6 protein-coding genes are annotated in these 6,374 nt (G+C 73.4%); 5 read left to right on the forward strand and 1 reads right to left on the reverse strand.

Going from position 1 to position 6,374, the window contains the following annotated elements:
- Positions 1-88: 88 nt before the first annotated feature.
- The 5 genes from allB to WEB03_RS04155 are packed head-to-tail and all read left to right on the forward strand — an operon-like array spanning position 89 to position 5,581.
- Positions 89-1,483: an allantoinase AllB gene (allB, locus tag WEB03_RS04135; protein ID WP_368069704.1), complete on the forward strand. Its 1,395-nt coding sequence runs from the start codon at positions 89-91 to the stop codon at positions 1,481-1,483.
- A complete protein-coding gene (gene alc / locus WEB03_RS04140; protein ID WP_368069705.1) occupies positions 1,480-3,081 on the forward strand; it encodes an allantoicase in 1,602 nt (533 codons plus the stop codon). The genes allB and alc overlap by 4 nt, the downstream gene beginning before the upstream one ends.
- The gene (gene uraH / locus WEB03_RS04145; protein WP_368069706.1) at positions 3,078-3,413 is read left to right on the forward strand and encodes a hydroxyisourate hydrolase; all 336 of its coding nucleotides are present in this window, start codon (positions 3,078-3,080) and stop codon (positions 3,411-3,413) included. The genes alc and uraH overlap by 4 nt, the downstream gene beginning before the upstream one ends.
- A gap of 3 nt (positions 3,414-3,416) precedes the next feature.
- Positions 3,417-4,310 (forward strand): factor-independent urate hydroxylase, encoded by an 894-nt coding sequence (pucL, locus tag WEB03_RS04150; protein WP_368069707.1) that lies wholly within the window; start codon positions 3,417-3,419, stop codon positions 4,308-4,310.
- Complete coding sequence (locus WEB03_RS04155) at positions 4,307-5,581, forward strand: aldolase (protein WP_368069708.1); 1,275 nt, start codon at positions 4,307-4,309, stop codon at positions 5,579-5,581. The genes pucL and WEB03_RS04155 overlap by 4 nt, the downstream gene beginning before the upstream one ends.
- 9 nt (positions 5,582-5,590) lie before the next feature.
- Here WEB03_RS04155 and WEB03_RS04160 read toward each other — a convergent pair whose 3' ends face one another.
- Positions 5,591-6,193, reverse strand: a complete 603-nt coding sequence (locus WEB03_RS04160) for a hypothetical protein (protein WP_368069709.1) — start codon at positions 6,191-6,193, stop codon at positions 5,591-5,593.
- Between the last annotated feature and the right edge of the window lie 181 nt (positions 6,194-6,374).

Here is a 6,374-nt window from a genome sequence, read left to right on the forward strand (position 1 = left end):
GCTGCGGGCTGCGCAGCGGGCCGACCCTAGCTGCGCTGACCCGGCGACGGTTGACATCGTGGGACGGGTTCGGGGAGGGTCCTGCCACGTGGAACCCGTCGATCTCGCCCTCATCAGCCGTCGCCTCGTCACCGACGGCGGCGAGCGTCCGGGTGCCGTCGTCGTCTCGGGGGGCCGCATCACCGACGTGCTCGACACCGTCGACCCGGGGCGGCTCCCGACCTCGGCCCGGGTGGAGGACGTGGGTGAGCTGGCCGTCCTCGCCGGGTTCGTCGACAGCCACGTCCACGTCAACGAGCCCGGCCGCACCGAGTGGGAGGGGTTCGCCACGGCCACGCGGGCTGCTGCCGCCGCCGGGATCACCACCATCGTCGACATGCCGCTCAACAGCCTGCCGCCGACCATCGACCCGCGCGCGCTGAGCGCGAAGCGTGCGGTGGCGGGCCCGCAGGTCTCGGTGGACGTCGGGTTCTGGGGCGGGATCGTGCCGGGGAGCGAGCCGCACCTCCCCGACCTCGTCGCAGCCGGGGTCTTCGGCTGCAAGGTCTTCACCTGCGCGAGCGGCGTCCCCGAGTACGGCGACTTCGCACCCACCGAGCTCGGACCGCTCGCGGCCAGGGTCGCCGCGGTCGGCGCCACGCTGCTCGTCCACGCCGAGGATCCGGACACGATCGCCGCTGCCACCGCGCAGATCCTCGCCGCGGGGGTGGACCCACGGGCGCACGCCACCTGGCTCGACGGCCGTCCAGCGGAGGCCGAGCGTCGGGCGATCGCGGCGCTGCTCACCGCCGCTCGGGCGACCGGGGCACGTGTGCACGTCCTGCACCTGTCGGCCGCTGACGCGCTGGACCTCCTCGCCGAGGCCCGGGAGGAGGGGGTCGCGGTGACGGTCGAGACCTGCCCCCACTACCTGACGCTGGCGGCGGAGGAGATCGCCGACGGTGCCACCAGCGCCAAGTGCGCCCCGCCGATCCGCGACCGCGCCAACCGCGACCGGCTCTGGACCGCCCTCGCCGACGGCACGATCGACGCGATCGTCTCGGATCACTCGCCGGCTCCTGCGGACACCAAGGCCACCGACACCGGCAGCTTCGTCGACGCGTGGGGTGGGATCTCCTCGTTGCAGCTCGGGCCGTCGCTGGTGTGGACCGAGGCACGCCGTCGTGGGCACGACCTGGTCGACCTCACGCGCTGGATGGCCGCCGGTCCCGCCCGGGTGGCCGGCCTCACCCGCAAGGGCCGGCTCGAGGTCGGTGCCGACGCCGACCTCGTCGTGTTCGACCCGGACCTGACCTTCACCGTCGACGTCGCTGCGCTGCACCACCGCCACCCCGTCTCGCCCTACGACGGCCGCGAGCTGACCGGTCGCGCGGTCGCGACCTACCTGCGCGGCCGGCTCGTGGCCAGCCACGGTGCGGGCCACGACGCCGCGGACGTGGTACGCCCACCCTCCGGCCAGCTGCTGACCCGAGGTGACGCGTGAACGATCCTGCTCCTGGAGCCACCGGCGTCGACGAACGGCGCGGCGTCTTCACCGGCCTCATCGACCTGGCGGCACGCCGGCTCGGAGGCATGGTCCTGTCGGCCGACGACGAGTTCTTCGCCGCCAAGGAGAACCTGCTCGACCCGATCGACCCACGCTTCGACGCCGACGCGTACGGCGATCGCGGCAAGGTGATGGACGGGTGGGAGACCCGCCGACGCCGGGATCTGCCGGGCGTCGATCGGTGCGTGATCCGGCTCGGCGTGCCGGGGGTGGTCGACGCCGTCGTGGTCGACACGGCGTTCTTCCGCGGCAACTTCCCGGACGCCTTCGAGCTCGAGGGCTGCGTCAGCGAGGGCGGCCCACCGCCCGAGGACGTGTGGTGGTTGTCGTTGGTGGGCCGGACGTCGTTGCGTGGAGACGCGCTCCAGCGCTTCGAGGTCGACCAGCCTCGCCGGGCCACACACGTCCGGTTCAGCATCGTCCCCGACGGAGGCGTGGCGCGGCTGCGGATCCTCGGTCGCGGCCTGCCGGACCTGCACCGCGCGGCCGACGGCGACGGCCGGCTGGACCTCGCAGCGGCGGTCAACGGCGGCCGTGCGGTGGCGTGCAGCGACGAGTTCTTCTCCTCGCCGCACAACCTCGTGATGGTCGGGGACGCCCGGTCGATGGCCGACGGGTGGGAGACGCGCCGTCGCCGTGGACCGGGGGAGGACCGCGCGGTGCTCGAGCTCGCGACGACCGGCACCGTCGAACGGCTCGAGGTGGACACGACCCACTTCAAGGGGAACTACCCCGACCGCATCGTGATCGAGGCGACCCACCAGCCGGAGGCGTCCCCTCGCGACCTCCTCGGTGCTGCCGCCGAGTGGGTCACGATCCTGCCGGAGACCCTGCTGCAGCCCCATCTGCGGCACGTCTTCGATGTCGAGGAGCCGGTCGAGGCGACCCACCTCCGGCTGCGCGTGTTGCCCGATGGCGGGGTCGCCCGGCTCCGGGCCTTCGGCGTGGTCAGCGAAGCTGGCTGGCGGCGCCACGGCCTCGCCGTGCTGGATGTCGCGGCCGACGCGCTGGCCGTGGCCGCCCTGCTGACCTGCTGTGGGTCGACGCGCTGGGCCCGGGAGCTCGCCGCCCGGCGACCGTTCGGTTCGGCCGAGCGGCTGCTCCGCGACGCCGACGAGGTGTTCGCCGGCCTGGACGACGATGATCTGCTCGAGGCGTTCTCCGCCCACCCCCGCATCGGGGAGCGCGTCGCTGCCTCGGCGGAGACGGAGGCAGCTGGACACACCCGCTGGTCGGCCGGCGAGCAGTCCGGGACGGCGACCGCGGAGGAGGACACCCTCGCCGCGCTCACCGAGGGCAACCGCGCCTACGAGGAACGGTTCGGGCACGTCTTCCTGATCCGGGCCGCGGGCCGCTCCGCCGAGGAGATGCTGGCCGCGCTGCGCGAGCGGCTCGACAACGACGATGCCGCCGAGCTGCAGGTCGCCGCCGAGCAGCAGCGACAGATCACCGTGCTCCGCCTCGACAAGCTGCTGCGTGAGCCGCGGCCCGCCACGACGTTGACCACCACCGATCGACCTGGGAGCAGACCGTGAGCCTGTCCACGCACGTCCTCGACACCAGCCGGGGGGTCCCGGCGACCGGCGTCGAGGTGACCCTCGAACGCTCCGATGGCGACGGGTGGACCGTCCTCACCGAGGGGCGCACCGACGGGGACGGACGCATCGGCGACCTCGTCACCGAGGGTGAGCTCACCTCCGGGGTCCACCGGCTGACCTTCGCGACCGCCGGGTACTGCGACCGTTCGGGGGTGACCTGCTTCTTCCCCGAGGTGATCGTGACCTTCGCCGTCACCGCGCCCGACGAACACCACCACGTCCCCCTCCTGCTGAGCCCGTTCGGGTACAGCACCTACCGTGGGAGCTGACCGATGACGACCGTCGAGCACGATGGCGAGGCCCGCATGGGTCCGAACCGGTACGGCAAGTCGGGTATCCGGCTCGCGACGGTCGCCCGCGACGGGGACCGGCACACCTTCACCGACCTCGAGATCGAGGTGCGGCTCGCCGGCGACTTCGGCGCGGTCCACACCGATGGTGACAACGCTCCGGTCCTGCCGACCGACACGATGCGCGGCACCTGTTTCGCGCTGGCCCGCGACGGCATCGACTCGGTCGCTGGCTACGCGCAGCGGCTGGCCGACCGCTTCCTCGAGGCGTCGGTCGCGACCGCGAAGGTGTGGATCCGCGTGTTCGTGTACCCCTGGGAACGGGTCGAGGTCGACGGCGCACCGCACGACCACACCTTCCGCCCGGCGACGGGCGGGCAACGGGTGCTGACCCTCACCCAGGACCGGGGCGGTGAGCCCACCATCACCGGCGGCGTCCGCGGCGCGCGGGTGCTGAAGACCACGGGGTCGGCGTTCTCGGGGTACCTCGAGGATCAGTACACGACCTTGCCTGCGACCCGCGACCGGATCATGGCCACCACGATGGACATCACGTGGGGGACCACCTCGCCGTCGGTCGACCACGCGGCGCTCGCCGAGCAGGTCCCGGCCACGGTGCTCGCACGGTTCGCGACCCACGACGACAGCGAGTCGGTCCAGCACACCCTCCACGCGATGGGGGCGGCGGTCATCGACGCGCTGCCGGAGGTGACCTGGATCCGGTTCCAGCTCCCCAACGAGCACCACATCCTCGCCGACCTGTCGGCCTACGGGCTCGACAACCCGAACGTCGTCTTCCTCGTCGCGGACCGGCCGTTCGGGGTCATCGAGGGCACCGTCGTCCGCGACGGGCACACCTCGGAGCCCGGCTGGTGAGCGCGGGCGCCCTCGGACCCGACGAGGTCACCTCGCTGCTCGCCGGGGTCGACGAGGCGGACCGCGAGGCAGCCCGCGCGTGGCCGGGCGCGCCGGCGACGCGTCAGCCGGTCCAGGTGCTCTACGTCCCGCTCGACCAGGTCCGGCCCGACACGGCCGTCCGGTACGGCACCGCAGCGCTCCGGTTGCTCGAGGCGCACGCACCCGACGGGCCGATGCTCGCGGCAGCCTGCGGGCTCGACCTCGACGTTGACCTCGCCGACCGCGTGCACGAGCGGGTCACGGCCAAGCTCAGACGCGAACCGGTCGAGGACCTGCGGTGCGACGCCGAGGATGGCTACCTCGATCGATCGCTCGACACCGAGGTCCGCGACGTCACCGCCGCGGCTGCATCGGTGGCGGCGGCCATCACCGACGGCATCGCGCCACCGTTCGTGGGGATCCGGGTCAAGTCCTTCACCGACGGGTTGGCCCGGCGCAGCGTCGAGACGCTTGACCGGTTCGTGGGGACGCTCATCGACCTCGCCGGCGAGCTGCCCGAGGGGTTCGTGGTCACCTTCCCGAAGGTGGTCGCCCGGCAGCACGTCGAGGCGTTCACCGGCGTGCTCGCCGCGCTCGAGGACGCCTACGGCCTGCCGGCCCGGACGCTGCGGTTCGAGCTGCAGGTCGAGACCACCCCCTCGGTCCTCAGCCCCGACGGTCGGGTCGCGCTGCGTGGGTTCCGCGACGCCGCCGACGGTCGACTGGTGGCTGCCCACGTCGGGGTCTACGACTACTCGGCCGGGCTCGGGCTGCCGCCGGACTCGCAGCGGCTCGATCACCCCGCGCTGGACTTCGCGCGGCACGTCCTCCAGGTCACGTTCGCTGGGACCGAGGTCCGGTTGTCCGACGGGTCGACCGCGATGCGTCCCGCCGACGACTCGACCGACGAGGTCCATCGGGTGTGGGCGCGGCACAGCGCCGACGTCCGCCACTCGCTGCGCCACGGGTTCGTGCAGGGCTGGGACCTGCACCCCGCCCACCTCGTCAGCCGTTACTCGACGGTGTTCGCCGACGTGCTCAGCGGCCTCGACGATGCGCTCGACCGGCTGCGGGCGTGGGACACAGGCGATGCGACGGGCGAGGTGATGGACGAGCCGGCGACCGTCCGCGTGCTCGAACGGGCCGTCCAGCGAGCCGTGGACTGCGGGGCGGTCACGCCGGACGAGGTGCGACGCCGGAGCGGGCGGGCCGTGACGCCGCGGCCGATCGCGATCGCGACGGCGGGGTAGCGACTGTCATCAGGGCTCGCGGTTCGCCCGGACCACGTAGGTCGCGACGGCAACGATCGCCCCCGCGAGGAGGACAGCCCAGACGCCGAGCGGTCCGGTCGCACCCTCCAGGAACTGGCGGGTCTGGGACGTGGGGTCGGCGAGGACGACCGCCACGAACGCCGCGACCACCAGCGACACGGCGCCGGTGGCGAGCTTCTCCCAGCGGGCGTCGTGGCCCCACCGTTCGCGGACGACGCCGCCCGCCCGGAAGATGCGTCGGACGCGGATGATCCGGAGCGCGCCGACGGTCCGCACCAGCCGCAGCAACTGCACGGGCCCGACCGCGAGCACGACCGCGACGACGACCGCGATCGTCAGGCCGACCAACCAGAGGTTGTTCCGCAGCCAGGCGCGCTTGTCGTCGGCGACCACCAGCAGCACCACGGTCTCGGCCACGAGGACCACCCCCGAGGCGGTGTTGAGCACCTGGCCCGTGGTGTTCCACCCACCCTCGAGGAGGGTCAGGAAGGTCGCCGGGATGGAGGCGAGCGCGGCGACGAGGACCGGCCCGGCGAGCCGTTCGGCGACACGGTCCGCACGATCGGTGGTTGCGGCGTCGGTCGTGGTCACGTGGGTCCGGGTCTCGGTACGACGGAGGGGGCTCGGACCGTACCGGGAGCTGTTCGGGGTCGGCCGGGCGCTGGTGCCACCGCCCGACCGCCCGACCGCCCGATCGCGCCACCGCGTCGGCCCGACCGCCCGATCGCGCCACCGCGTCGGCCCGACCGCCCGACCGCGCCATCGCGTCGGT

It is taken from the genome of Nitriliruptor sp., assembly GCF_040882075.1.
Lineage (GTDB): Bacteria > Actinomycetota > Nitriliruptoria > Nitriliruptorales > Nitriliruptoraceae > Nitriliruptor.